Genomic DNA, 26,165 nt, shown 5'->3' on the forward strand with positions numbered 1-26,165 from the left:
TTCACCTAAAATCTATTTATCTCCATATAAGATATCTCCCAGTTTATTTATTGAATCTTTGACATGTATATTTGCTGATACATTAAATATACTTGAGTCTAAATCTATAACTTTTCCATTTTTCACTGCATTCAATGTAGCCCATGCAGGATTTTTATCAAAAGAATCATCAAATGCTTTTTTAGTCTCTTCTATATTCCCATGTGCAAATCTAAGTATGTAATCTGGATTTTCTTTTATAATTTGTTCTAAGCTAAATTGTATATAATCTGAATCCACACTATCTGTTAAGTTATCAGCTATATTTTCAGCACCTACTGTTTTAACCAAATCACCAAGATATGAGCTCTTTGTAGCTAGCATAAAACTATTTCCACCACCAAATAAAATAGCTACTCTTGGTTTTTTATCCTGTTTTTTTGATTTTTCTACGACCAATTCTTCTACTCCTTTTAGCTCTTTTATAAGTTTTTCTGCTTCATCTTGTTTATTTATTTTATTACCTAAATTTTCTATACTTTTAAGAAACTTTGTGTATGTTCCAGTTTCAAAATAGAATGTATCTAGGTTATATTCTTTCATACTCTTCTCAACATTTTCTTTAAACATACTATCAACTATAAATACATCTGGCTCAAGAGATGCTACAATTTCTAAGTCAGGATTCATAGCTTGTCCTACTTCTGGTAGATTTTTATATTTTTCTGGCAATTCAGATTTAGTCGTTGGAATACCTACTAAAGTAGCATCTAATTTATCTAGTACTTGTGTTGCTGCTACTGTGGCTGAAACAACTTTTACGTTGTTATTTGACTCCTTATTTGCAGACTCATCATTTGATGGTTTTGAGCATCCTGTTAATATTAATGCGCTAAGTAAAAATACTGAACATATCTTTTTAAATTTCATAAAAATTTCCTCCATAATAAACTTTATTTTAAATCTGTATTTTCTATTTTAATCTTATATTTATCTAGTTACTTTGCATAATCTTATTTGCAAGTTCTATATATACTTGTGACATTTCATCATCTTTATCTTCTTCTATAACGGTTCTTCCATTATTCTCAGACTGTTGCATGATTTTATTTCTTGGGATATAGTGAAAAACTTTACTTTTTATTTCATCAGCCAATTTTTCAACTAATTCTATTTCATTCTCAACATTTTTAGCGTTTAATATGAGTCCTTTTAAAGAAGCATATCCTCTATTTTTAAATTGCTCTACAGCTAAAGATATATTACTAGCAGCATACATTGACATCATTTCTCCAGAAGTTACTATATACACTTCATTTGCAAATCCATTTCTTATTGGCATTGAAAATCCTCCACAAACAACGTCTCCAAGTACATCGTAAATTACTACATCTGGATTATATATTTCAAACGCCTTTAATTCTTCTAATTTTTCAAAGGCCGCTATTATGCCTCTTCCAGCGCAACCTACTCCTGGAGTTGGGCCTCCTGCTTCAATACATAATACTCCACCATATCCTTCAAATACTATGTCTTCAAGTTTTAAATCATCTTTCTTCTCTTTCATTACATTTAGAACTGTTGGTATAAATTTTCCTTTCATTAAATTTTTAGTAGAATCTGATTTAGGGTCACATCCTATTTGCATAACCTTATATCCTAAATGAGAAAGTGATGCAGATAAATTGGAAGTTGTTGTTGATTTTCCAATTCCTCCCTTCCCATAAATAGCTATTTTTTTCATTGACTTTTTACCTCTCTTACATCATAATATTATTTAACGAAATTAATTATCATTCGCAATAACTATTTTACGCGATATGTTTTTTAAATTCTTAACTATATTTGTTTTTTTATAAAAATATTTGTATAAATTTAGATGAGGTGATTTTTTGAAATGTTTTAAAGATGATATAGAACTTATCATTAATGATTTTTTTGACTGTTGTAATATCCCAACAAAAGTGATTAATAAGGATTTAAAAGAACTTTGTAGTGTTGGCTACAGTGATAAACTAGAAATATACTTTTCAAGTTTAAACATATTCAATAATATAAAAAGCACAGATTTTATATCTAATAAAAACTTATCCTATATAATGTTAAGTTTTTGCAATGACATACAATTTTTAATTATGCCAATACATAAATTTGATATTTCTAGTGGCTATTTTGTTATAGGGCCTTTTAAATCATGCATTAATAATGATATTGAGTTTTCTGATATACCATTTAAGCCTCTATCATGTGTAGATTATATATCAAATCTTTTATCAGAAATATGTAATGATAAAATGAAACACAAACCAGCTCTTAGTTTTTATGTAAAAAAAACTATCGATTATATTCATAAAAACTACTCAGAGGATATAACAGTAAGTGATATATGTAATGATTTACAACTTAATAAAAGTTATTTTTGCTCCCTATTTAAAAAAGAAAGTGGATATACATTTACTAACTTTCTCAATAAGGTTCGAGTCGAAAAAAGTAAAAAATATTTGCTTCGAGAAGACATGTCTATTTTAGATGTTGCTGTATTTGTTGGGTTCAATAGCCAAAATTATTATAGTATGGTTTTTAAAAAGTTCAACAACCTTACACCAATTGAATATAAAAATATTTATAATTAAAAAATATCATTCTGCAAAGGATGATATTTTTTAATTATAAATATTTTGACGAAAACAGTTAATTCTTTGTTAAGTTGACTTTATCCAAAATATGCTAAATATCACCTTAAGTATTTAAATTACTACATGATATAAGTTTTCTCAAATTAACAACAACTTAAAGATTTAACATTCTCTTAACCTATACTTAACAAAACGTTAATATTTAAATTGACAAAATTTGTTATTCTATATTATGGAAACGATAAATTTTAGTTAATAAAGTTTATAATTCATATAAAAAATTTATTAATTTCTTAAGGGAGGAAATATCGTGAATATAGCAGTTAGTCTTATCGGTGGACTTGGACTTTTTCTTTATGGAATGAGTTTAATGGGAGAAGGTTTACAAAAATCGGCAGGAGACAAATTAAAGAAAATCATCGAACTCTTAACAAGTAATGTTGTTATGGGTGTATTGGTGGGTACAGTTGTTACAGGTATCATACAAAGTTCAAGTGCTACTACTGTAATGGTTGTAGGTTTTGTAAATGCAGGAATAATGAATCTAAGTCAAGCCATTGGTGTAATAATGGGTGCAAATATAGGTACTACTGTTACTGCCCAATTAGTTTCATTTAATCTTGAAGGAATAGCCCCAATTGCATTAGGTATAGGTATAGTATTTTATTTATTTACATCAAATCAAAAAACAAAACACTTAGCTGAAATACTTATTGGTTTTGGTATATTATTTACAGGTATGGAATTTATGAAAGATGCAGTAGCTCCACTTGCTGAGTATAAGGGATTTACTGATACACTCTTATATTTTAGTAAAAATCCTATCCTTGGTATATTAGCAGGATTTGCAATCACTGGTATCATACAAAGTTCAAGTGCTTCTATGGGTATGCTAATAGCTTTAGCTTCTCAAGGAATACTTCCTCTATCAGCTGCTTTACCTATACTTTATGGAGATAATATTGGTACTTGTGTTACTTCACTTTTATCAAGTGTTGGTGCAAATAGAAATGCTAGACGTGCAGCTGTAATGCATTTAAGCTTTAATGTCATTGGTACAATAATATTTATGCTTGTTTTAAATAAACCTATATCAGCAATAGTTACTCGTTTTGACCCAACTGACACAGCTAGACAAATAGCAAATGCACATACTTTATTTAATCTTACAAATGTTATAATATTATTGCCATTTTCTAAATACATAGTTAAATTAGCAAATAAACTTATACCTATTAAGGAAACTGAGTCAGAAATTGTAAACAATACTAAGTACTTAGATGAAAGAATGTTTAGTACTCCATCTATAGCACTTGGTAATACTGTACAAGAAGTTGTTAGAATGGGCCATAAGGCTACAAACTCTTTAGAACATTCAATTGCAGGTTTTTTAAATAAAAGTAGTGAGGATATTAAGAAAACTTTTGAGTCTGAAAAAGTTGTTAATAAATTGCAAAAAGATATATTAAATTACTTGTTAAAACTTTCTAAAGAACCACTCAGAGATGATGAACGATTTAGAACAGATTTACTTTTCAATACAGTAAATGATATCGAAAGAGTATCTGACCATGCTGAAAATATAGCTGAATTGGCTATGACTGTTAAAGAAATGAATGTTAACTTTTCTGATAGTGCAATAAAAGAAATCTATGAAATATACAATAAAACTATGACTAACTTTAAGGATGCTTTAGTAGTTTTAGATGTAAAAGATTTTGAATTAGCAAACAAAGTTTTAGAAGTTGAAAATGAAGTAAATTACTTAGAAAAAACTTTTAGAAATTCTCATATGATTAGATTAAATAATGGTAGTTGTACAATTGATGCTGGTGTACTTTACCTTGACTTACTTACTAACTTAGAAAGAATTTCTGACCATTCAACAAATATAGTAAAACAAGTTTTAAAACTTAAACAGAAAATATAATGACTACAATTTGTATTTAATTTTAATTAACTACTTAATATAATAAAAAGCTATAAATAATAATTCTATTATTTATAGCTTTTTCAATTTAGTTAATATAAATTTAGAATAGGTATTTTTCTTTTTCTCTTATATAATAAACGAGTACCTTAAACATTTGATTTGATTTTAAGCACAGGATTTTTTAATAATTGCTCAAAATCATCTTGTGGCATTGGCTTTGCATAAAAATATCCTTGTGCCAAATAACATCCAATTTTTTTTAGTATTCTCACTTGTTCTATACTTTCTACCCCTTCACATATAACTTTCATATTTAATTCTTTTGCCATATTTACCACTCCACGCACGACAGCTTGTTCACGACTACCATGCATTCCTTTTTGTATAAATGTACGGTCCAACTTAATTATATCAACAGAAAATTGTTGTAATAAGCCAAGAGAGGAATATCCAGAACCAAAATCATCTATAGAAATAGGAAATTCTGATTCTCTTAGTTGATTAAAATGACTCAAAATCTGATTGAGATTTTCAACAAAAATACTTTCTGTGACTTCTATTTCAAGGTATTTGTGAGGTATTTTATAGGAATCCGCTATTTCTATCAATTTTTCTGAGAAGCTTTCATTATTAAAATGAATTCTGGAAAAATTGCAGGATACTGGACTAATATTTAATCCCAAATCCATCCATCTCTTTAACATTTTGCAGACTTCTTCATAGATATAAAAGTCAATTTCTACCACAAATCCGTTTTTTTCAAAATAAGGAATGAATTTTGCAGGACTTATTATACCTTTATGTGGATAATTCCATCTTACCAATGCTTCACTTCCTACCAATTTATTTGTATTCATATCTACCTTTGGTTGAAAGTATGGAACAAACTCTCCTTGTTCTAAGGCTATTTGCATTCTATCTGTTAAGTTTCTTTGATGTAGCCCTTCCTCTCTCATAGTCATATCATAAAGTACAACACAACTTTTGTGAGTTATTTCTGTATTTCTTCTTGCATAATTTGCTAGGTCAAGCATGAGAGATATATCATGTTTTTCAACTTCATCTACTATATATACACCAAATACAAGAATAAGTTGGTAAGTTTTTCTCATTTTTTCTACCCAACCATTTAATTGATTATCAATCTTGAAGAGACGTTCTTCTAAGCACTCCCAACTATCGTATTTTAATAACATAACAAATTGGTCTGCAGAAACGCGAGCACAAGATTCTTCAAAAGATACAGAATCTTGTAAAGCTTTAGCTAGTGCACAAAGTATTTCATCTCCTTCTGAAAAACCTAAAGTGTCATTAATCATTCGAAATTGTTTTATATCTAAATAAACAATCACATATGAACCACTTTCTGCACTTCTTAAACTCTTAATAGCTTCTTTACAAAATTTATTTAAATTCCAAATTCCTGTAAGACTATCTCGGTATAACAAACTCTCAATACGTTTATTATTTTTTGACTTTAATAAAAGTAGAAAACTCAAAAGTATAATAATAATAGCTGATACTATAATAACGCCTCCAATAATTGCCATTGGATGCTGGTGGATAATATCTTGCCAAGTTATATCATATTGAATTATCGTATTTTTTAAAATTATTCTGTCCATTTGTTCTGTTGACATATATTGAATACATTTATCTAGTATAGAAAATAACCTCGAATCTGCAGAATCAGAAATACCAATACTTATTTCTTCTGCATAGTTTGTCAAGGTCGAAACAGAAAATTTTTCATAACGAGGATTGGACAATAGATAATCTGCAATATATGTATTTACATAAACAGCATCCACTTTATCCTTTAATACAGCCTCAAAACATTCTTTTGGAGAATTATAATACTCTATAGTTCTATCTAGTTTCCCATCTTCAGTAATATTTTGTCCAATTAAAGAACCATTTACAGCTGCCACTTTTTTAATTTCATTTTCTTTTTCTCCACTAACTAAAACTACTGGAGCACGTAAATAATACTGCGTTGTTCTTATATTGTTTTTTTGGTTGTTAATATAATCGTTTTCCATACCACAAACTATAGATATTCTAGAATCTTTTGATACTTGAAGAGCTTCACTATAACTTTTTGCAGAAACAAATCTAAATTTTAAGCCAGTGTTATTTGTAATTTCCTTAAATAAATCAGCAACCACACCAGAAAACTCACCTGTTTTTGAATCACCATATTCTAGTGGTATCTTTGTAGAATCATAAACAGCTGAAATTTCACCAGATTGTTGTATATATTCTTGCTCATCTTTTGTAAATACTGGCTTCTGAGCAGTACTTATAGAAAAATATTTATTATATAATTTTGTTTCATAACTTGAATTCCTAAGTGTCAATGTATTCAAAGCAGAATTCAGTTGAGATAATAAATCCAGTTTCTTATTTGAAACCACAGTATAGAGTGGCTCTGGAGAAAATTGTGCTACACTTTTAAATGTACTAGTCCGACCAAGATGTGTTATAGCAACACCATCAAGATTTCCATTTTTTAAATCTCTTAATAAATCATCTGTTTCTTTATAAGATATAATTTTAACTTCAAAATCATTTGTTTTACAATATTCTTTAAAGTTTTCAGCATCCTTACTATTACTAATAACACCTACTTTCATATCCTGAAATGAATCAAAATCCTCATAATCATAACGAGTATCATCCACTTTTACATTTAAAGTTGTATAGATATTACACATTGGTAGTGTTGGAAAAAGCATTTCTTTTGTACGTTCTTTTGTATAATAGACACTAGGAAGAACATCTATCTCACCTGATTTTAACATTTCAAGAGCATTTTCCCAACTTTTACAATCTACTATTTCATATTTCCAGTTAGTGTACTTAGTAATTTCTTGTAAGTATTCAAAATTAAATCCTATATACTCTCCATTTTCATTTCGACTCATATAATCGCCATCATCATAATACCCGACTTTAACTGGAACCCTATCTGAAGCAGAGTTAATTTTTATTGGAAAAGAAAGAAAAATCATACAAACAATCAGAATCAATTGATAGGTTTTTAACTTCAAAATTTTGTCCTCCTCCCTCTTAGTAGCTATATTATATCATTTTCAATAGAAAAATAGAATATACTGCCAATTGTTTAACTTTCAAAATACGTCTAAAATATATATTACAAGTGAGAATACAGAAAACTTAACTTATATAAATATACTATTATTTTATATCTATCACACATAATAAGAATACTTAAAAAGCTATATGAATTTGCAAAATAACAAATTTATATAGCTTTTAACATGGTAAAATAATTCATTTTTTATATAATCTTTTTATAATTACATCAAATTGAAATTCCTATAAATTAATTTTATTGCACAATTGATACTTTAATAATATCCCCATTTTTTCTTTCTAGATGAACCACTTCTCCAGTTAAATCATAGTCAAATGCCTTAACTAGTATTTCAGTAACTTTTTTACCATCAACTACATCATCTTTTCCATTAAATAAATCTAAAGCATTGTTTTCAATCATTCTCTTTGCAAAATTTACAGGTAATTTTATATGTATTTTGTCGCCTGTATGTGATAGAACTCTTATTCTTAAAAACTTTTCTAAATTATTTCTTGGTATTTGTTTTGATGCCATTCTATTAAATCACTCTCCCTTATTTTTTATTTAATAATAAATTTTATTCTTAAAAATATCTTTATATGTATCTATTATAAAAGTAACACCATTATTTTCTGTGTTTAGTTTATACCTAACTCTATCTAATATGCCAGTTTCATGAATGCATATATTTTTTTTAATAATTGTACATTTTTAGACTTTATTTTATAATTATTCTATATACTTTATACTCTCAATGAAACTTTTTTATCAGAATGTTTTATTACATAAAATACTAAAATTAAACTAATCTATTTATCACTAAATAGTATCAGGGGGATATACTTATGATAGAAAAAATTAAAAACATGCTAAAAAATCACAATCATGATATATATATTTCACCACATAAATTATTAAGACCATATATAGCTCACTATACAATAACTTTTCCAGATAAAAATTCTATAGAAAACTTGACATTGATACCTGATGCCAGTGGATGCATCGTATTTGAATTTAGTAAAAAAGATATAACTAGCAAATTTTGGGGTGCTACAACAAAAACTATTATTGTAAAAAATGATATAGAAAATGTACTATTTAGAGTATTTGTTGAATTTCTTCCATGTGGAGTATACTATTTAACAGGTTTTCCTCAGATAGAATCAGCCGATTTAATAATCCCTGTTAAAGACTTTAACACTCAACTTGATTTCGAAACTAATTCTATCTTTGAAAAGTCCAATACTCTTAAAGAACTCATTGAACAATTCGATAGGTTATTTTTATCGTACTTATTTAAATCTAATATAAAAGATTTAACAATACCAATTCTTATAGATGCTAGGAAACAAAACTCTATTATGTCTGTTAAAAATATTGCTCAAATTAGTTGTTATAGTGAACGCCATTTAAATAGGATTTTTAATAATTCTCTTGGTATGAGTGTTAAGACATACCTTAGATTACTACGTATAAATACAGTACTACAAGAAATACAAAGTAATAATATATCATTTACAACTTTAGCTCAAAATATAGGTTATTATGACCAATCTCACTTTATAAATGATTTTAAATCTATTTGTGGTGTTAATCCAACAACCTATATAAAAAATTTGTCTGATTTTTACAATGAGAAATATAAATTTTAACATATGATTATATTAAAGTTTATATTTGAGGAGGATTTAAAATGATAGAATCAAGATGTGGAATTTTGTGTTGTGAATGTAAGTATAAGGAAGATGTAAATTGCGCTGGATGTACAAATATTGATAAACCTTTTTGGTCTGAAGAATGTCCTGTAAAATCATGTTGTGAGAATAAAAATCTTACACATTGTGGCCTATGTGATACATTTCCATGTGAAATATTAACTCAATTTGCATATGATAAAGAACAAGGTGATGATGGAAAAAGAATTTCTCAATGTGAAAAATGGGCTTCTCTAGCTTTATAATAGTATCATATTTATATATTTTATATTGTATATAAATTAAAATATTAATACCTTAATACATAATTGTATATTCTCTAAGATAGATAGCTATTATTCAATATAAAATAATAGCTATCTATTTTTTTCACAAATAAACATTGATTTTTAAATCTCTTAATTTTATATTTTAATATTTATGTCAATTAAATGTTAGTAAAGTATTTTATCTGCATTTACACCAATATATAGTAACACAAAGCTTTTCAATTTTTTATGGTTAAGCATAATCAAAAAATGTTAACTAAAAATTACAATTAAGTAGACATTTGTATTAATCTATGATACAATAGTATTTGTGGTAATACACAATTAAATCAAGTATATCTTGATATAGGTTAATAGGAGTATTTTTAATGAATAATGGAATAGTGAAATGGTTTAACAACGAAAAAGGATTTGGTTTTATAACAGTAGAAGGTGGAGATGATGTATTTGCTCATTTCTCAGCTATACAAACTTCAGGATTTAAATCATTAGAAGAAGGTCAAAAAGTAAGCTTTGATATAGTTAAAGGTGCTAGAGGTCAGCAAGCAGAAAACATAACTATATTATAATTATATAGATTTTTTCGGAAAAGACTCTTTTAAGAGTCTTTTTTTATTGGTAATATACAATATAATTATTAATTAAGTAAATAATATTATTTGGACAAATAAAAAAATCCCTCTCCTAAATATAAAATACTCTTCATAAATAAGGGTTAATTCAGTAAAGATATATAGTATATTATATATAAAAAATCCAATAGATTAGCTCTATTAGATTTTTATTTCATATATAAATATTTTTCATTAATGTTTTCAAAAGTTTAATAACGTTTTTGAAATTTTATCAAATTTTTCACTAAATATATCAAATTTTTGCTTAAATTTTTCATCGTTCATTCTTTCAACAATTACTTTATCTGGAGATAATTCATAAATAATACTTTTTATCTTATTAATAGATTCCTCATTATCATTATATTCCTTTATAATTGTTACTTCTAAAATAAATTTTCCTTTATACTGTTTATTAAATAAAATCATATTTGAAATATATTCTTCTAGAGTATATCCTATAATTGGTCTCTGAATTTTTTGAAAATCTTTTTCCGATATTGTTTTTATCTCTCCAATGACTTCATCACACATATTGGCTATTTCTATATATTCGTCTTTACCTAATAAATATCCATTAGAAAGTAATCGTACAGGCACTCTTTTGCGCTTTACTAACTCGATTACATCACAAATTTTATCATTCAATAGTGATTCTCCTTTTGAATTAATGAAAACTAGTTCTGCCTTATGCTTTTCTATTATACTTTCTAATTCTCTAAGTGAGTCATCCATCTTGTCAAATGATTGAAGTGTATCCACTTTATTATATGACCTTCCAATAGGACAGAATATACAATCAAAGTTACAATACTTTTCAGGAAGTATATTTACTTCTAATACTCTTTTTCCATCCTCAATATAAATATCTTTATAACTAAAACCACTCATTACTCTATCCTCTCAAAATTAATTTATTGATACTTCTTTATTATTAATATCTAAAATTGAAATTTTACATGTTCCACCTAAATTTTCTTGAACTGTTTTCGCCAAATAATTCAAGGCATTCTCAAATTCTTCAAATCTACTTTCATCTACTAATTCAATACATAAAAATGCATTATTTGTATTTTCAGTAAGCATTGCCCTCACTGCTTCACGCCAATTCCAACATCTACAAATTGCACCTTCATTATCTTTATAGACTATCTCACCTTCATATGGAGATGAGTTTTCTTCTGTTCCTAATGGTATAAATTCTTCATTTCCAACTGCTCTAGTCAACCTAATATCTCCCATAAATTTGTCTATGTCTTCTCCACCACAAGGCAATGCATATTTTAGCGAAATAGAATTGTAAATATCCACTAAGGGGTTAATAGTTGCTATATGATTTCCATTATGAACTCTTTTTAGCAATGCCTCAATAGATGACCTTGCTCCTTTTTTCGTTTTAAATTTTTTGAATGCTTCTCTCCATACTTTAATTACTTGGTTATTGCTAAATTCTAAATCCTTCAAGTGTTTTAATGCCTCTTTTTCTCCCTGCAAAATCATTTCCTTGTATTCTTCTTTATCCTTTATAGAGTTGTCTATGTCCTTACAAATAACAACTCCTATCTTTGAACTAGGAAATAGGTTCCAAAACTCATCCTCAACAACAAATTTTTTCATTAGAATACCTCCTCAACTTTAAAATATATAAAAATAAAAAAGCCTACAGAAATATTATTAAATATCTCCCAGGCTTTTATCCTTCCGTGTACACAATAACTGTGCGTTTTCTCTTGGACCTACCCATTATAAAATGCGGAACCCTAGAAAACTAAACTATATATTTTTGTAATTTATAAAATACAAATAAATTTTAGCATAATATAAGATTTAAAACAATACTATATTGGATTCTTATATTTGTACAAAATAATATTTAAAGGTTATTTAGCTAATCTAATAGAATACTACATTATTGATATAATTTTATTAATAAAATTATAAGTATAAAAATTTCAGAATAAGTCTATTTTAAATGTAAGTTATAAATCCCAATTAAAATAGACTTAAATTTCATTTTATGTTAAAATCTTTACAGTAATAAACAATTTTATTTTAAGGAGATAATTTTATGAATAATTACTTAAAATTTGCTACATATCAGCTCATAGGCTTTACATCTTCTATACCTAAACTTATAAAAATCAAAAAAAATCCAGATAAATTTAGCTTAAAAGAAAAATTTGAATTTATGCAAAAACAAGCTAAAAAATCTTTAGATATAGTAAATATAGACCTTAATATACTTGGCAAAGAAACATTACCAAAAGAACCAATCTTATTTGTTGTAAATCATTCAAGTATGCTTGATAGTTTTATCCTAGCAGCAAGTGTAGAAAGACCAATTGGATGTGTAATTGCAGATGAGCCAGTTTGGAGAAATATACCTATATTTAAAGAATGGGCGAAGTTGTTACGATGTGTATATGTAAACAGAAAAAATAATAGAGAAGGGATTAAAAGTATTGCTGAAGCCTCACAAAATATACTTACAGGTCAGAGTATGGCAGTGTTTCCAGAAGGAGATTTAACCTGGATTAAAGAACCAAATTCTCTAGTATCAGATTTTAGAAGTGGAGCCTTAAAAATAGCATATAAAGCAAAGTGTCCTATTGTTCCATTAGTCATAAAAAATTCAAAAGATACTTATGAAGGATATCAACCTATTGGTAAAATTAACTCTGTTCCTGTTGAAGTTGAATTCCTAGAACCAATTTATGACCATATTAAAAATCCTAGACTAAAATCTTCTGTATTAGGAGAAAATATTAAAAAAAATATGATAAACAAAATAGAAAGTTTTAGAAAAACAAATAAAAACTTTTAAAGAATTTTAACATTAAAATTTATTGACTAGAAAAAATTTTAATGTTAAAATTTTTTTAAGAGGTGATTAAGATGGCAAAAAATACAAAACAAACAACAGTTCACATTGATGAAACATTACTTAAAGAAGTTAAAAGAATAGGAATTAATGAAAATAAAAGTATATCTCAAATAATAAATGAATCAATAATAGATTATGTATTAGTTTACAGAGAAAACGAAGACAAAGAAAAAAATGAACACGATAAAAATTTAAATGATACAATAAATGCTTTTAAAAGAGAGGAAGAAAAAAGAGTTGAGGCAAAAAGTGCTGCTAGAGCTATAGCAGAAGCAAAAAAACGAGTTCTCTACTAATAAATATAAAAAATCGGTACAAACTATGCACCGATTTTTTTATATCTAAAACATATTCAAAAAGACTTAAATTTTCTTTAAATTATATCAAATCTCCAACAACTTTCACTTTTATAAGGAGTGCATTACCTGGAAGATATGCAAGTGGAACATCTTCTATATTTAATACTTCTATAGTATCCTTTTTAGCACCTGCTTTTAAAGCTTTGTTTATGGCTTCTTGTTTTGCGTCTTCTATAGCATCTTCTCTAGACATTTTATCTAAGCTGTACACTTTTTCTACATCCCCACTTATTTGCCCTAAAGCTGCACCAATAGCATTTGCTGCAGTATAATGAGGAGGTCTTATAACATCACTTATACCTTTTAGTTTTTCTGGAACAATTATACTTCCTCCACCAGTTAAAACTAATTCAACATCATTTTGGCTAGTCTTCATTTGGTCTACAGCATCTTCTAGTTTTAAAATTACTTTTTTATATACCTCATCACAATAATCTTTATCTAAATTTTCAACATTATTTTTTCTATCCTCAAATGCCATGCCTAACTTTGTAACAACATCTGATAAAGTTAAAGTATCACCACCAAATATTATTGCATCTTCAGTTATTCTATACCCTACACTCTCAGGACCTATTTTTATATTGTCTTTTTCGCCTTTTACACAAGTTCCTCCAGCAAGTCCAATAGTTAAAACATCAGGCATTCTAAAGTTCGTATGTACTCCTCCAATTGTAACAGGAATTGAAGATTCTCTAGGAAATCCATTGTATAATACACCTAAATCACTCGTAGTTCCTCCAACATCTAGTACTATTGCATTTTTTACTTTTGATAAGAAAGACGCTCCCCTTATAGAATTTGTTATTCCACATCCAATTGTGAAAATAGGATACTTCATTGTGTACTCCAAATTCATTAATGTTCCATCATTTTGACTAAAATATATTTCTGCATCTATTCCTAAATCTTTCAATGCTTTTTCAAATCCTAAAGAAACAGCCTTACCTACTCTAGACAATGCAGAGTTTAAAATTGCTCCGTTTTCTCTTTCCAGTATACCTATATTACCTATTTCATTTGATAAGGATATTGGAATATCACCAAGAATCTCTCTAACCCATTTTGCAACTTCTTCTTCTTGTTGTTTATTTACAGGAGCAAATACTCCACTTATTGCAACACTTTCTACCTTGCCTTTTATCTTATTGCAAAAATCTACAACTTCATCTTTACAAAGTTCATTTATCTTTCTTCCATCAAACTCATAACCACCAGATATCAATATTGAATCTAATTCTATTTTTTCTCTTAAATCTTCTGGCCAATCTATAAATGGTAAAATAGCAGTGGTTGCTGGTTTTCCAATTCTTATCATTGCTACATTATTAAGTCTTTTTCTTTCTACTATTGCATTTGTACAGTGAGTTGTACCAAGCATAGCATATTTTATTAATGAATTGTCAATTTTACTTTCATCTATAACTTTTTTTAAGGCATTATAAACACCAGTTTCAACATCTTTTGTAGTTGCTACTTTAACTGAATGGATTACTTTTAATTCCTTATCCAGTATACAAGCATCTGTATTTGTTCCTCCAACGTCAATTCCTACACGATACATCAAAATTTCCCCCTAAATTTTTATTTTCCTTGTAATTCTTCTACTGTTTTATACTCTACATCATATCCAAAGTATTCAGGTCCAACTGTCTCAATTCCTTTTTTAGTTCTCCATTTTTCATTACAAGGAAAAGCTACTACCATCACACGAGAACCATATTTTATTCTTTCTGTAGTTATTGGGAATCCAGTTTCTAAATCTAATATTGCTATTAAATCTGGCGTAATACAAAGTGGTGTACTACCTTTTTTTGCAATTAGATTTTCATTTTGAAATAGTACAGAGTATTCTCCATCATATCCATTAATTCCAGCGAAGAATGCATGCCCTCTAGTAAAACCACCTTTTAACTCTCTTTTAATATCAACTACTTTTCCTTCAAATAATTTATACCCTTTTAATTCTTTCAATATATTTTCAATAGCACCTTTTGAGTCTGACTTATTCTCAAGTAAAAATCCTCCTATAGTTTCAGCTATAGTCAAGGTATTTCCTATCGCAGCTTTTTTAACTTGAGCTCCACTTAAATTATAGTCACTAATAGAAGAACTTCCTCCCATTTCTACTGTTAAAGTTCTAGCCAATCTTTCTGACCAAATTCCATCAACAGGATAAAGGATGGCTGAATTACCCTTTTCATCAGCCATTACAGCAGGTGATGCTTCATATCCTTCAAGATAAAAAGTTACCATTTGAGCTTCCGGAAACGCTCTACCCATAGAATCTGCATCCAAAATAGGAAGCCCTTTTTTTGCAGCAACTGCTATTGGCATAAGTGAATTTATTCCTCCTATTTCTATAGGAATTATAACATCAACTTTTCTATTCAATAATTTTTCCATTATCTCTAAAGGAGTAGTTAATTCCACTTCAGAAAGTAATTTTTCTATTGTAATTACAGGGGAACCCATACCAGATACTGGTACTACTAAAGCATCATCCTCTAGCTCATCTAAACTAATCACTTTTACAGGCCCATACTTTTTAATTGCTTGTTTTGCAACTAATTTACCTATGTATGGGTCTCCTCCTCCTCCTGTTCCAAGCACTGCTGCGCCAACTGCTATTTTATCCACGCTTTCTTCTGTTAAAAATCTCATGTTACTTTCTCCTCATATTCCAAATTTATTTTATACTTTACAAGCATATTTCATTAAACTGCTTTTTCTGCTTCTTGTTTGTTTTTTGATGAACAAATCACTTTTCCAATAATTGATTGTATTATAAATCCTGCTATAAATCCATCTAAAGGTGCTATAGTAGTAAGAGTTATAAATCCATATGTAGAAAGGTATGTTATTAATATACCAATTATCCAAGATATTATTGAATGTTTAACTATTGGTTTGTATGCTATCCCCTTATCAAATCCTTTAAGTTCTTGTTTTACTATATAATATTCTGCTGTATACACACCACCAACAGGTGCAATAACAATTCCAAGTAAATTTAAAAATCCTATAAATCCTTCATATATTCCAAATACAGCTAATAAAGTTGCTACAACACCAAGAACTATAGTTAATACTTTTTCAGGAGCTTTTTTTAGTACAAGAGCTATACTTAGTGATGCAGAATATACATTGCTTGTATTTGTAGTCCATTGAGCTAATGTAAGTACAATTATACCTGGTATAGCAATTCCTAATGTAATAAAAATTCTCATAATATCTGAAGTACCCATACATTTTACTAATATTATTGATACTACTATCATAAAAGCATTTCCAAATTGTATCCCTAGAAAACTTGAAAGTGCACAATCTCTTCTACTTTTAGCCCAGCGACTTATGTCAGGTGATACTATTGCTCCAACTATTATTATACTCATTGATAGAGAAACTCCACCTGCAAATGTCATAGTCGATTTCATATTATCATCAACTGGAATTCCATTTACTTTAAAAGCTAAGAATATAGTTAACATCATAAGAATTAATAAGAATGGTACTGAATACACACTTAATTTTTCCATTGCTTTATATCCATAAATAGCTGTACTCATCATCAAAAGACCACCTATGAGGCTTAAAATTTGCATGCTCACATCTAGATTAAATATATCTTTTATTATTATTTGAGCATTTTGAGCAAAAAAGCCTACTTGAACTCCAAACCATCCTAATAAAGAAACTCCTATAACTAGAGAAAATATTTTTGCTCCAGCTTCTCCAAACACATATTTTGTTATCATAGATGTAGATAAGCTTGTAGATGAACCAACTAAAGAGCATATAGTATACAAAATAGCAGAAAAAAATGAACCTACAATTACTGATAATATTGCTTGTTTCATTGGCATACTTTGAGCTAACTCAGCTCCTAAAATAACAGATGATAAATCCACACCTATTGCTACTAGCACTGAAAACATAGCTACCCAACCACGTTTTTGATTCTCTGGAACCTGTTCCAGGGCATAATTAATTTTTTCTTCTTCCATTTTCATCCCTCCATTAAAATTGTAAAACCATTTAATTTGTTTGTTTTACAATTTTCTAATTTATAAATTTATTAACAACTATATATTTATAATTTTCATTTAATATATAGTTTTAAATTTTCTGAAATAATTTTATAATAAAAAACGCCTCTTGGAAAAAATCCAAGAGACGAATACCAATCCGTGTTACCACTCTTATTAGTAAAAATTTATTTTACTCACTCATTTTCTTAAGGCGAATTAAACCACTACTACAATAGAACTGTAATAGTATTCTCCAAAGCTCTTTTCACACAAATTTCAATATTAGTTCTCAGCCAAATCTAACTCTCTGTAAAATTCCTTTATGCTACTTTCTTCTTCTGCGAATCTACGTTATTTATTTATTTATGATTTATATCATAATATATATGCAATATTTTGTCAACTTAAAAAGTAAATTACTTGTATTTTTTAGTTTTATATGTAATTTTTTATATTATTACTGTATTTATATTTTGTATTTTTTAAATTTAATAAAAATTTATATTATTTTTATATACAATTGAATATAATTTTACAAATTATTTTCATTTTTTTGTAAAGTTCTACAACCATATTTTACAATTCAGTTAGTATATTCATTTACACTATACCAATCCTTCGCAAGCTTTACAACTAAATCTGGGTGTGTTTTAGAAATGTCATTTAAATTATTAGCAACACTCTTTCGCACATACAGTGATGAGTCGGTTTTTAATTGTTCCAATATAGGTAGAATAGGTGTAGGGTCTTTTTTAAATTTAGTTAGTGCTTAACCCCAAGGCAACTATGGACGACAACATGAACGTACAGCAAATAATCATATCTCACATTATACAACAGTATGTTATATTGTTAAATCTATCTATTTAAAATACTTCACACTGCACATTCTGAAATATTGTAAAGTATCTACTGACAGTAAAAATGTCCGAACAGCCTATAAAACAAGGCTATACGAACATTTAATAAAATTTTAAAATATAATCAGAAATTTATTTTAAGTTCAATCAAATTTTTATTGAATTATATCTATTGAATCTCCAATACTTATAATTCCTTCCTTTAAAACCTTAACAAAAATTCCTTCACGTGGCATTACACAGTCCCCTGTTAATTTTTTAATTTCACATCCATTATGACACTTTTTACCTATTTGAGTTACTTCAACTTCACATTTGCCTATCTTTAATTTTGTACCAACAGGTAATGAAAACACTTCTATTCCTTCTGTAGTTATATTCTCAGCAAAGTCTCCAAATTTTAATTGGTCAAAACCTCTCATCTTCATTTTATCTATACTTTCTTTTCCAAGTAAACTTATTTGACGATGCCAGTTTCCCGCATGTGCATCTCCAACTATTCCATAATTTATTTTTAGTTCTGCACATTGCACAGGAACCTTAATTACACCCTTTTTGTCACTTATATTTATTGACACTACTTTAGCCATATTTCCTCCAAATTTTCACCCATATATTCTTAAATTATTCAAACTTAAAATCACCTGATTTTCCACCAGTTTTCTCCACAAGATGTATATTGCTTATAACCATCTTTTTATCAACTGCTTTACACATATCATAAATTGTAAGTGCTGCTAAAGAACAAGCATTTAATGCTTCCATTTCTACACCAGTTTTACCAAGTGATTTACAGGTTGCATATATTCTAATAGCAGATATAGAATCATCTATCTCAAATTCCAAATCACATCCAACCAATTTAATTTGATGGCACATTGGTATATTTGAAGATGTATTTTTAGCTCCCATTATCCCTGCAACTTGAGCTACAGATAATACATCTCCCTTTTTTATTTGTCCATTTTTTACCTTTTCTAAAGCTTCTTTACCAAGAGTAATCGTAGCTGTTGCTATAGCAGTTCTCTTTGTATCATCTTTTTCACTTATATCTACCATTTTAGCATACCCTTTTTCATTTATGTGCGTTAACATTACCTATCCTCCAATTTCATACATACGTCTATTTGTATCACTACATTTATTTTCTATTAAATGATGTTTTTCTGGCTTTTCTTTTATTATATCTTTCATAGTTTCTCTAAATAACAATGGTTTATGTAAAAGTGGTTTTATATCTATTTCCTCTTTTGAATGTAGACACAGTTTTATTGCACCACTAGAGGTAAGTCTAATACGATTACAAGTGTTGCAAAATGAACAACTTAATGGAGTTATAATTCCTATTCTTCCTTTTGCTCCTTTAAACTTATAATATTCTGCTGTACTTTTTTCATCATTTTTAACTTTATATAAACCATATATTTTTTCAACCATTTCTTTTACATTAAAATATCCTTTTTTGTAGACTCTATTAGCTTCACCTAATGGCATAAGTTCAATAAATCTTACATCAATTGGTGATTTAACTGTTAAAAACATAAAGTCTTTAAGCTCATCATCATTAAATCCATTTATGGCAACACAATTTACCTTTACTTTTATACCTAAATTTAAACATGACTCAATCGATTTTAATACTTCTTTTAAATTGCCACCTCTTGTCACAGATTTATATTTATATTCCTTTAAAGAATCTAAGCTTATATTTACTTTATTCAGACCACATTCTTTAAGCTCAAAGATTCTATCAGAAAGTCCAAGAGCATTAGTTGTCATTCCTATATTTTCTATTCCACATTCTTCTCTTGTAAACCTTATAAGTTCATTTAAATTGGGATATAAAAGAGGTTCTCCTCCAGTAAATCTAACCTTTTTTATACCTTGTTCTGACATAGCCTTTATAATGAATTTATAGTCTTCAAAACTTAGATTATCGTTTATATAATTTTTTTCAAATTTAACATCTGGTGGCATACAATAAACACACCTTAAATTACACTTATCTGTAAGTGAAATACGAAGGTAGTCTATTTTTCTTCCATACTTATCAATCATACTCTATCTACCTCTTTGTCTATTTTTTATCTATCTGAATTATATACTATTTTTTGTTATTAGTGGCACATTCTGTGGCTTCTCCTCTTAAAATTTCTATGCCATGGTCTAAGACATCAATAATGAAACTTAGATTTTCAACTGCACCTTTAGGACTTCCAGGTAAATTTATTATTATAGAATTATTCCTTATTCCACTTACACCCCTACTTAGTATAGCTTTTTTAGTAATTTCTGTAGATTTCATTCTCATGTATTCACTGAGACCTGGTATCTCTCTTTCTAAAACATCTTTAGTAGCCTCTGGAGTTATATCTCTCTTTGAAAATCCAGTACCTCCATTAGTAAGAATTAAATCTACTTTATTACTGTTACAAATTTTTATAATATTTTCCTTTAACATTTCCTTATCATCTTTTATCAACACGTATTCAGTAACTTTATAATTCCCTGTATTTTCAACAAATTCAGTTAATTTTTTTCCTGTTATGTCTTCTCTTTTCCCTTCATAGCCCTTATCACTAAGCGTTATAATTGCTACATTAAACATATGGTTTCACCCCTTTATATATTAATTAAACTTTTATAAATAAAAAATCTATTTAATAGAACCTATTCTGGTAATATTCCTTCTGATAATAATGCTTCTAAAACTGCTCCTGCTATACAACGTCCTTTATCTGATATCGTAAATGAATTTTTTACTTCTTCCATTCGAGGGTCTATATCCAATATCTTTAATCCTTTTTCTATTTGTGAACCATTTCTCAATAAGCCTCTCAAAACACCATCTATAGAAGCTTTCACTTCTATTTTATTTCCATTTTTTTCAGTGATATAACATATTATATCTCCTTTTTTAACTACATCCCCTATATTACATACATTTTCTATTATTCCAACGTTCTCAGAATAAAAAACTCGTTCTTTGGTTATACCCAATATAGCACCTGGTATTCCTGTATTTTTTAAAGCATATCCTTTTCTTATCACTTTTCCTAAATTATGTCCTCTCATAGTTTCAATAACTATGTCTACATCTTTACCTGCACAAAATCCTGGACCTAAAGCTATTGTAAGTGCTGCCATCGCTTTATTTGTTCCAATATTTTTTTTTGCAAGTATACAATCTATAACCGCTACAGGACGTATTTCACCTATATATTTACCTTTTGGGTCTATTATTAGTGCCACGTTTCTTTTATTTAAAGCTTTTTTTATTTCTGCTTTATCTTTGCAATACACACAATAAACACCTTCCACAGAAACTTTCTTTTCATAGATAGCCTCACTAAAAGAAACTTTCCTTCTTATTGCAAGAGGAGTCTCAACTTCTAAAGCAATTATTTTAAAACCACAGTTATGTAACTTATGTATAACTGCTGTTGCTAAATCTCCAGCTCCTCTAACTATTATAACATTGTTCATATTTTCTCCTACTAATAAAAATTTTAAAGTCTATACTTTATATTATATAATATAATTTTACTTATTTATATAATATCATCTTATTTTATTATTATAATGGTTAAAAATTACTTTTACCTGATATTTTTCAAACAAAAAGAGACATCCATAAAATTTATAAAAGATGTCTCTTTCTAATTCCTTATATTTTATTTTTCAGATATATCATTGTTATCTTCTAAAATAACTGCTGTTCCATAAGCAAGCATTTCTGCCGCTCCTTGCATAACTGAAGCTGAAGACAATCTAAATGCTATTATTGCATTTGCACCTTTAGATTCTGCATCTTCAACCATTCTACCAATTGCAATTTGTCTTGCTTCTGTAAGCATTTCATTATATCCTGTAAGTTCTCCTCCAACAAGATTCTTAAAGCTTGCTCCTATATCTTTTCCAACATGTTTTGCTCTTATCGTACTTCCTCTAACTAGCCCTAAAACTTCTGCTATTTTTTTTCCTTCTACTTTTTCTGTAGTTACTATTAACATAATATATCAACTCCTTTATATTCCTGTTTAATATATTATATCATGTAAATAGCAATCTTCTTAATAAATCTTGTAGTTTAATACTTTATCTAGGAAATCTATACTATAAAATAAGATATTTCGTTAACCAATTATGTTCCTAATCAATTTTCTATATATAAATTTACTTAGTTAACTCATCATATAAACTTAAATTGTATTCTACATTCAATTTTAAATCCTTAATTTTTTTAATAATCATTTCACTAAAGCTTCCTTTTTCAAACCAGATATTTTGTATGTCTAAAAGTTCTATCTCTTCTAAAATGGCCTCCATCTTAGACTGCTTATCTATAATAGCTACAACATCAATATTGTGTGGTACGTCTTTTAGACACTCATATACATCTATACCTTCAATATTCTTTTTCTCTTCATCTATAGCAACAACTTTGTACATATTCTTTTTAAGTTCATCTAATATTTTATATGCTTTGCTTTCTTCGTCACTATTATTTAATATCACTGCCCAAGAATCACATTTAAGTAAATTCATAAATTCTCCTCCATATAAATCCTACTCTATTTTACAACCGTAGCTAATTAAACTTCAGTCAATTTTTTATACTCATCAATAGTATTTACATTTAAAAATAAATCTTCGTTATCAAAGTATATATAGCTTTTATCTATTTTTTCTATAAGAGTTCTAAGCTTCAAATCATTTTTCCCTATACATAAAGATACTTTATTTATTATACTCTTTTTGTATCCAGAACACAATGGTTGTAACTTTCCATTTGTTACTGAAATTACACTTTTATCATCCATTTCATCAGCTATTTTTTCGACTACTTCATTATTTAGATATGGCATATCACATGCAACTGTAACTATATCATACTTTGCATGTTTAAGAGCAGTATATATTCCTCCTATTGGACCAACATTTTTTATTATATCATTATAAACTTTAATGTTATATTTTGAGTATAATTCTTCATTGTTAGATACTATTATTACCTCATCAAAATTTTTAAATACTTCTATTGCAATTTCAATAAAAGGCTTTTCATGTAATTCTAGAAAAGCTTTATCTTTACCCATTCTAGAACTTTTCCCTCCTGCTAAAATTACACCTGTTTTTTCTATACAAATCGCCTCCTTTAAAATACTTTTATTTATATTTGAAAAATGGCGCTATTGCGCCATTTCAACATTGATTGACTACTCAAAAATCTGAATAATTTTTTCTTTAAATGCATTCATAAGTTTTTCTTTTTCTTCTAAATATTCACTATAACACTCATATTCTCTACATATACAATTTATAATTTCACTTGATGTAAAATTGATTTTTTCAAGATTATAGTTATATAAAATTTCAACACTATCAACCTCACTTATGCTATTAAAAATACAATCATATATATCTTCAATTATAAAATTACTATCTTCTTCAAATTGACCTAAAAGTTGTTCTCTATTTTCTTCAAGCAATACATTTTCCTTTATAAACTCTACAAAGTTTTCAAAATCTTCAGTGTTATTACATGGTTCTATTTCAAATAGTATCCTAAAAAATAAATTCCATGGAAACTCTGTATTTAGTCTACTTCTAAAATGATTTCCTAAATCATTACAGAACTTATCATCAAATGTAGGTTCTCTTTCAAACTCTATTTGGTCATTAAAATCTATATCTTTATTTACAATTTCATTTAATCTTGCAAACTCATCAAGCATAAAATTGCCTAAAACTTCATCACTTATATCTTGTTTATTAAAAGAATAACTTAATATAGTTTCACATGGCTTTTTAAAATCCACAACAAAACCTATACTTTTATTCATCTTTTCTGAAAAAGCATCATACACTAATTTTGCAAAGAGTTTTTCAATTTCTTTTTTACTTACTTTCATGTTAAAAGACTTTCCTGAATGAAAGTTTTTATAAATACTCAAAAGCTGATTATCTATCATAGTAAGATTATTCTTTATAGAGTCCATCATATCCTTTATAAATTTATCAGCAAGTAAATATGTGTTATTTTTATAAATTATTTTATGTTCAATCTCACTCCAAAACACATTTACAAGAGATTTAATTTGAAGTTCAAATTTTACTTCTCTATCTAAATATGCAAAAACTCCATCTATCTTATATATTTCAAATCCATTTTTTTGCTTATTAGGTTGTCTTTCAGACAATTTTAATTTAATATTTTTATTTTCTTTATTATAATAGTTTATTTTATCATCTGTTTTATTAAAATATCTTCTTAAAAGCCTATATATCTTATTTTCATCCTCAATAAATCTACACTCAATTCTTAATCCTATTAAATCAGATACATTATGAATAAGATTACTTGCCTCCCCATATTTTTTTAAATATCTATTTCTAATTATCTTTTCCCTCAAACTTGATTCTGATTTTATTCTAGAGGTTACATTTATATACTCTTGATTTTTTTCGTCCAAGATATTTTCAAAGTACTCTTCTATTTCATCTGATATAGTTTCTAAAGTTGGAGACATTACCCTCAACATTTCTATAGACTCTTCAATAAAATCAAATTCTTTTAATCCCATAAATTTTTACACTCCTATGTTTAATAACTGTTAGCTATTTCAGTTCTTTATATTTAACTACATTCTTATTTTAACATTTTTTCCTATTATAAGTAAGTATTCTCCAAAAACCTTCATATATATTTCAAATTAGAATTAAAATATCAGATAAAATTAAAAGATTTTGTGATAATAAAGTTATAAAAATAGTGGATTTTTTTTCCTAATACGAGTATACTATAGATATAAATATTTAACTAATTAGTTAAATATTTATATCTATAGTAGGGAGGATATTATGGTAAAAGTATTTAAAGCATTAAGTGATGAAACTAGAAGAGAAATTTTAAAATTGCTTAATGAAAGAGATATGAATGCAGGAGAAATAGCAGGTCATTTTAATATGTCTAAACCAGCAATATCTAAACATTTAGATATTTTAAAAGATGCAGAACTTATTAGTTCAGAAAAAATGGGGCAATTTTTGATTTATTCTATTAATTTATCGGTCCTTCAAGAAGTACTTGGAAACTTCTTGGATATTTTTAAAAAGATATAGGAGGCTATTATGGAAAATATAGGTTTAATATTACTTATAGCATTATTAATTATAAACTATGTAAATGCACCAGAAATTTTAGGTTTTTCAAAAGATAACCCTAAAGTTAAAACTGCAAGAAGGTTACAAATGTTATTTTTAATAGTCGCAATTGGAAGGTTTATCATTCCTTTACTAGGTATAGATGAGATATTTTCTTATGAAATTAACGACAAAGTATCAGTTATAATAAATGCCATTATAATTATGTATTTTGGTAATTTATTACCTAAGCTACAAATTTATAAGAACATAGATACTAAATGTGCTTGGGCCATTGGAGATGAAAAAATATGGAAAAAGGCAAGTAAGATTTTTGCGTATTTATCATTTGTTATATCTATTGGAATGATTATATTGAGTTTTTATTTTGATTCAGATACAGTCACAACAGCATGCCAGTTCATATGGTTTGCAATACCATTATTATATTTATTACTTCATTATAGAAACAAATTTAGAGCTCCTAGTCCTAAATAAATAGTTGTAAATAAAATAAAGCCACCTCTTCTTAAAAAAAGCTATACTTTATTTTAATATTGAAATGAAGTGTTTATAAAATAAATTGCCACCAAGGCATTTATGGTGGCAATTTATTAATAATCATATTTTTAG

Annotated in this window: 27 protein-coding genes, 1 riboswitch and 1 other annotated feature; of the genes, 9 read left to right on the forward strand and 18 right to left on the reverse strand. The window is 27.4% G+C overall.

Features of this window, described 5'->3' with window-relative positions; translation table 11 throughout:
- Positions 1-12: 12 nt before the first annotated feature.
- The gene (locus IC213_RS05310; protein WP_227433225.1) at positions 13-909 is read right to left on the reverse strand and encodes an ABC transporter substrate-binding protein; all 897 of its coding nucleotides are present in this window, start codon (positions 907-909) and stop codon (positions 13-15) included.
- Between the two features lie 64 nt (positions 910-973).
- Entirely contained in the window at positions 974-1,723 is a 750-nt protein-coding gene (locus IC213_RS05315; protein ID WP_227433224.1) for an AAA family ATPase, read from the reverse strand.
- A 148-nt stretch (positions 1,724-1,871) separates the two neighbouring features.
- Between IC213_RS05315 and IC213_RS05320 the strand changes: the two genes are divergently transcribed.
- Together IC213_RS05320 and IC213_RS05325 are read left to right on the forward strand one after the other, a co-directional pair.
- A complete protein-coding gene (locus IC213_RS05320; RefSeq protein WP_227433223.1) occupies positions 1,872-2,612 on the forward strand; it encodes a helix-turn-helix transcriptional regulator in 741 nt (246 codons plus the stop codon).
- A gap of 313 nt (positions 2,613-2,925) precedes the next feature.
- The gene (locus tag IC213_RS05325; RefSeq protein WP_227855691.1) at positions 2,926-4,545 is read left to right on the forward strand and encodes a Na/Pi cotransporter family protein; all 1,620 of its coding nucleotides are present in this window, start codon (positions 2,926-2,928) and stop codon (positions 4,543-4,545) included.
- 149 nt (positions 4,546-4,694) lie between these two features.
- On the opposite strand, the gene IC213_RS05330 is transcribed toward IC213_RS05325, so the two are convergent.
- Positions 4,695-7,601, reverse strand: a complete 2,907-nt coding sequence (locus IC213_RS05330) for an EAL domain-containing protein (protein ID WP_227855690.1) — start codon at positions 7,599-7,601, stop codon at positions 4,695-4,697.
- A gap of 302 nt (positions 7,602-7,903) precedes the next feature.
- The gene (locus IC213_RS05335) at positions 7,904-8,185 is read right to left on the reverse strand and encodes a hypothetical protein (protein ID WP_004454426.1); all 282 of its coding nucleotides are present in this window, start codon (positions 8,183-8,185) and stop codon (positions 7,904-7,906) included.
- Between the two features lie 311 nt (positions 8,186-8,496).
- On the opposite strand from IC213_RS05335, the gene IC213_RS05340 reads away from it, so the two are divergent.
- The 3 genes from IC213_RS05340 (at position 8,497) to IC213_RS05350 (ending at position 10,207) form a co-directional block, all read left to right on the forward strand.
- The gene (locus IC213_RS05340; protein ID WP_227433220.1) at positions 8,497-9,306 is read left to right on the forward strand and encodes a helix-turn-helix transcriptional regulator; all 810 of its coding nucleotides are present in this window, start codon (positions 8,497-8,499) and stop codon (positions 9,304-9,306) included.
- Positions 9,307-9,347: 41 nt separating this feature from the next.
- Positions 9,348-9,614, forward strand: a complete 267-nt coding sequence (locus IC213_RS05345) for a DUF3795 domain-containing protein (RefSeq protein ID WP_227483233.1) — start codon at positions 9,348-9,350, stop codon at positions 9,612-9,614.
- 392 nt (positions 9,615-10,006) lie between these two features.
- Positions 10,007-10,207, forward strand: a complete 201-nt coding sequence (locus IC213_RS05350; RefSeq protein ID WP_227433218.1) for a cold-shock protein — start codon at positions 10,007-10,009, stop codon at positions 10,205-10,207.
- Between the two features lie 246 nt (positions 10,208-10,453).
- Here the strand turns inward: IC213_RS05350 and IC213_RS05355 are convergent, their stop codons facing one another.
- Together IC213_RS05355 and IC213_RS05360 are read right to left on the reverse strand one after the other, a co-directional pair.
- Complete coding sequence (locus tag IC213_RS05355; protein WP_227855689.1) at positions 10,454-11,143, reverse strand: radical SAM protein; 690 nt, start codon at positions 11,141-11,143, stop codon at positions 10,454-10,456.
- Positions 11,144-11,161: 18 nt separating this feature from the next.
- The gene (locus IC213_RS05360) at positions 11,162-11,869 is read right to left on the reverse strand and encodes a B3/4 domain-containing protein (protein ID WP_227855688.1); all 708 of its coding nucleotides are present in this window, start codon (positions 11,867-11,869) and stop codon (positions 11,162-11,164) included.
- Positions 11,870-11,932: 63 nt separating this feature from the next.
- Positions 11,933-12,027, reverse strand: a riboswitch (guanidine-I (ykkC/yxkD leader).
- Between the two features lie 293 nt (positions 12,028-12,320).
- On the opposite strand from IC213_RS05360, the gene IC213_RS05365 reads away from it, so the two are divergent.
- On the forward strand, positions 12,321-13,076 hold the full coding sequence (locus IC213_RS05365) for a lysophospholipid acyltransferase family protein (RefSeq protein WP_227855687.1): 756 nt from the start codon (positions 12,321-12,323) through the stop codon (positions 13,074-13,076).
- 71 nt (positions 13,077-13,147) lie between these two features.
- Positions 13,148-13,432 carry a transcriptional regulator gene (locus tag IC213_RS05370; RefSeq protein WP_227433215.1) on the forward strand — a complete coding sequence of 95 codons (285 nt, stop codon included), beginning with the start codon at positions 13,148-13,150 and terminating at the stop codon, positions 13,430-13,432.
- 82 nt (positions 13,433-13,514) lie between these two features.
- On the opposite strand, the gene IC213_RS05375 is transcribed toward IC213_RS05370, so the two are convergent.
- The 12 genes from IC213_RS05375 to IC213_RS05435 all read right to left on the reverse strand — a co-directional run bounded on the left by IC213_RS05375 (position 13,515) and on the right by IC213_RS05435 (position 24,973).
- Complete coding sequence (locus IC213_RS05375) at positions 13,515-15,059, reverse strand: hydantoinase/oxoprolinase family protein (RefSeq protein ID WP_227855686.1); 1,545 nt, start codon at positions 15,057-15,059, stop codon at positions 13,515-13,517.
- 20 nt (positions 15,060-15,079) lie between these two features.
- Complete coding sequence (locus IC213_RS05380) at positions 15,080-16,159, reverse strand: DUF917 domain-containing protein (RefSeq protein ID WP_227433213.1); 1,080 nt, start codon at positions 16,157-16,159, stop codon at positions 15,080-15,082.
- 53 nt (positions 16,160-16,212) lie between these two features.
- Positions 16,213-17,502, reverse strand: coding sequence for a cytosine permease (locus IC213_RS05385; RefSeq protein ID WP_227823823.1), 1,290 nt, complete (start codon positions 17,500-17,502; stop codon positions 16,213-16,215).
- Positions 17,503-17,664: 162 nt separating this feature from the next.
- Positions 17,665-17,876: a binding site (T-box leader), on the reverse strand.
- A gap of 665 nt (positions 17,877-18,541) precedes the next feature.
- Positions 18,542-18,976 (reverse strand): MOSC domain-containing protein, encoded by a 435-nt coding sequence (locus IC213_RS05395; protein WP_227433211.1) that lies wholly within the window; start codon positions 18,974-18,976, stop codon positions 18,542-18,544.
- 34 nt (positions 18,977-19,010) lie between these two features.
- Positions 19,011-19,481: a cyclic pyranopterin monophosphate synthase MoaC gene (moaC, locus tag IC213_RS05400; protein ID WP_227433210.1), complete on the reverse strand. Its 471-nt coding sequence runs from the start codon at positions 19,479-19,481 to the stop codon at positions 19,011-19,013.
- 3 nt (positions 19,482-19,484) lie between these two features.
- Positions 19,485-20,444 (reverse strand): GTP 3',8-cyclase MoaA, encoded by a 960-nt coding sequence (gene moaA, locus IC213_RS05405; RefSeq protein ID WP_227433209.1) that lies wholly within the window; start codon positions 20,442-20,444, stop codon positions 19,485-19,487.
- Between the two features lie 46 nt (positions 20,445-20,490).
- Positions 20,491-20,994, reverse strand: coding sequence for a molybdenum cofactor biosynthesis protein B (locus tag IC213_RS05410; RefSeq protein ID WP_227483237.1), 504 nt, complete (start codon positions 20,992-20,994; stop codon positions 20,491-20,493).
- Between the two features lie 62 nt (positions 20,995-21,056).
- A complete protein-coding gene (yqeB, locus tag IC213_RS05415; RefSeq protein WP_227823822.1) occupies positions 21,057-21,872 on the reverse strand; it encodes a selenium-dependent molybdenum cofactor biosynthesis protein YqeB in 816 nt (271 codons plus the stop codon).
- 188 nt (positions 21,873-22,060) lie between these two features.
- Positions 22,061-22,399, reverse strand: coding sequence for a heavy metal-binding domain-containing protein (locus IC213_RS05420; RefSeq protein ID WP_227433206.1), 339 nt, complete (start codon positions 22,397-22,399; stop codon positions 22,061-22,063).
- A 163-nt stretch (positions 22,400-22,562) separates the two neighbouring features.
- Entirely contained in the window at positions 22,563-22,934 is a 372-nt protein-coding gene (locus tag IC213_RS05425; protein WP_227433205.1) for a CoA-binding protein, read from the reverse strand.
- A 47-nt stretch (positions 22,935-22,981) separates the two neighbouring features.
- Entirely contained in the window at positions 22,982-23,563 is a 582-nt protein-coding gene (locus tag IC213_RS05430; protein ID WP_227483266.1) for a molybdenum cofactor guanylyltransferase, read from the reverse strand.
- Positions 23,564-23,605: 42 nt separating this feature from the next.
- On the reverse strand, positions 23,606-24,973 hold the full coding sequence (locus IC213_RS05435; RefSeq protein WP_227433204.1) for a GTP pyrophosphokinase family protein: 1,368 nt from the start codon (positions 24,971-24,973) through the stop codon (positions 23,606-23,608).
- 277 nt (positions 24,974-25,250) lie between these two features.
- On the opposite strand from IC213_RS05435, the gene IC213_RS05440 reads away from it, so the two are divergent.
- Positions 25,251-25,511: an autorepressor SdpR family transcription factor gene (locus IC213_RS05440; RefSeq protein ID WP_227433203.1), complete on the forward strand. Its 261-nt coding sequence runs from the start codon at positions 25,251-25,253 to the stop codon at positions 25,509-25,511.
- Between the two features lie 9 nt (positions 25,512-25,520).
- Positions 25,521-26,030 (forward strand): SdpI family protein, encoded by a 510-nt coding sequence (locus IC213_RS05445; RefSeq protein ID WP_227862819.1) that lies wholly within the window; start codon positions 25,521-25,523, stop codon positions 26,028-26,030.
- Positions 26,031-26,165: the final 135 nt, after the last annotated feature.

Origin of the sequence: Clostridioides sp. ES-S-0049-02, from assembly GCF_020658465.1 — a bacterium.
Lineage (GTDB): Bacteria > Bacillota > Clostridia > Peptostreptococcales > Peptostreptococcaceae > Clostridioides.

Coding starts and splice junctions, on each gene's coding strand:
- IC213_RS05310 (WP_227433225.1), bottom strand. CDS start 909: ATGAAATTTAAAAAGATATGTTCAGTATTTTTACTTAGCGCATTAATA.
- IC213_RS05315 (WP_227433224.1), bottom strand. CDS start 1,723: ATGAAAAAAATAGCTATTTATGGGAAGGGAGGAATTGGAAAATCAACA.
- IC213_RS05335 (WP_004454426.1), bottom strand. CDS start 8,185: ATGGCATCAAAACAAATACCAAGAAATAATTTAGAAAAGTTTTTAAGA.
- IC213_RS05340 (WP_227433220.1), top strand. CDS start 8,497: ATGATAGAAAAAATTAAAAACATGCTAAAAAATCACAATCATGATATA.
- IC213_RS05345 (WP_227483233.1), top strand. CDS start 9,348: ATGATAGAATCAAGATGTGGAATTTTGTGTTGTGAATGTAAGTATAAG.
- IC213_RS05350 (WP_227433218.1), top strand. CDS start 10,007: ATGAATAATGGAATAGTGAAATGGTTTAACAACGAAAAAGGATTTGGT.
- IC213_RS05355 (WP_227855689.1), bottom strand. CDS start 11,143: ATGAGTGGTTTTAGTTATAAAGATATTTATATTGAGGATGGAAAAAGA.
- IC213_RS05360 (WP_227855688.1), bottom strand. CDS start 11,869: ATGAAAAAATTTGTTGTTGAGGATGAGTTTTGGAACCTATTTCCTAGT.
- IC213_RS05365 (WP_227855687.1), top strand. CDS start 12,321: ATGAATAATTACTTAAAATTTGCTACATATCAGCTCATAGGCTTTACA.
- IC213_RS05370 (WP_227433215.1), top strand. CDS start 13,148: ATGGCAAAAAATACAAAACAAACAACAGTTCACATTGATGAAACATTA.
- IC213_RS05375 (WP_227855686.1), bottom strand. CDS start 15,059: ATGTATCGTGTAGGAATTGACGTTGGAGGAACAAATACAGATGCTTGT.
- IC213_RS05380 (WP_227433213.1), bottom strand. CDS start 16,159: ATGAGATTTTTAACAGAAGAAAGCGTGGATAAAATAGCAGTTGGCGCA.
- IC213_RS05385 (WP_227823823.1), bottom strand. CDS start 17,502: ATGGAAGAAGAAAAAATTAATTATGCCCTGGAACAGGTTCCAGAGAAT.
- IC213_RS05395 (WP_227433211.1), bottom strand. CDS start 18,976: ATGGCTAAAGTAGTGTCAATAAATATAAGTGACAAAAAGGGTGTAATT.
- moaC (WP_227433210.1), bottom strand. CDS start 19,481: ATGTTAACGCACATAAATGAAAAAGGGTATGCTAAAATGGTAGATATA.
- moaA (WP_227433209.1), bottom strand. CDS start 20,444: ATGATTGATAAGTATGGAAGAAAAATAGACTACCTTCGTATTTCACTT.
- IC213_RS05410 (WP_227483237.1), bottom strand. CDS start 20,994: ATGTTTAATGTAGCAATTATAACGCTTAGTGATAAGGGCTATGAAGGG.
- yqeB (WP_227823822.1), bottom strand. CDS start 21,872: ATGAACAATGTTATAATAGTTAGAGGAGCTGGAGATTTAGCAACAGCA.
- IC213_RS05420 (WP_227433206.1), bottom strand. CDS start 22,399: ATGTTAATAGTAACTACAGAAAAAGTAGAAGGAAAAAAAATAGCAGAA.
- IC213_RS05425 (WP_227433205.1), bottom strand. CDS start 22,934: ATGAATTTACTTAAATGTGATTCTTGGGCAGTGATATTAAATAATAGT.
- IC213_RS05435 (WP_227433204.1), bottom strand. CDS start 24,973: ATGGGATTAAAAGAATTTGATTTTATTGAAGAGTCTATAGAAATGTTG.
- IC213_RS05440 (WP_227433203.1), top strand. CDS start 25,251: ATGGTAAAAGTATTTAAAGCATTAAGTGATGAAACTAGAAGAGAAATT.
- IC213_RS05445 (WP_227862819.1), top strand. CDS start 25,521: ATGGAAAATATAGGTTTAATATTACTTATAGCATTATTAATTATAAAC.